This window comes from Candidatus Thiosymbion oneisti (assembly GCF_900092655.1).
Taxonomy (GTDB): Bacteria; Pseudomonadota; Gammaproteobacteria; order Chromatiales; family Chromatiaceae; genus Thiosymbion; species Thiosymbion oneisti.
This window is the reverse complement of the sequence record NZ_FLUY01001147.1, coordinates 1-320: the sequence shown is the minus strand read 5'-3', so window position 1 is coordinate 320 and position 320 is coordinate 1. Positions and strand designations below refer to the sequence as shown.

Here is a 320-nt window from a genome sequence, read left to right as displayed (position 1 = left end):
AAGTAGAACTGGGGACGATAGCCGTTGAAGAAGGGGGTGTGACGACCGCCTTCGTCCTTGCTCAGCACGTACACCTCACCCTCGAAGTGGGTGTGGGGGGTAATGGTCCCCGGCTTGGCCAGGACCTGACCGCGCTCGACTTCGTCGCGCTTGGTGCCCCGCAGTAAGACGCCAACGTTGTCGCCGGCCTGCCCTTGATCCAGCAGCTTGCGGAACATCTCAACCCCGGTGCAGGTGGTCTTGGTGGTCTCTTTGATGCCGACGATTTCGACTTCTTCGCCAACCTTGATCACGCCGCGCTCGACCCGGCCGGTCACGAC

1 protein-coding gene is annotated in these 320 nt (G+C 62.2%); it reads right to left on the bottom strand.

Annotated features, from left to right (window positions below; translation table 11 throughout):
- Positions 1 to 320, bottom strand: a 320-nt coding sequence (locus tag BQ17_RS11695; RefSeq protein WP_256091556.1) for an EF-Tu/IF-2/RF-3 family GTPase, incomplete at both ends; no start/stop codon positions are given.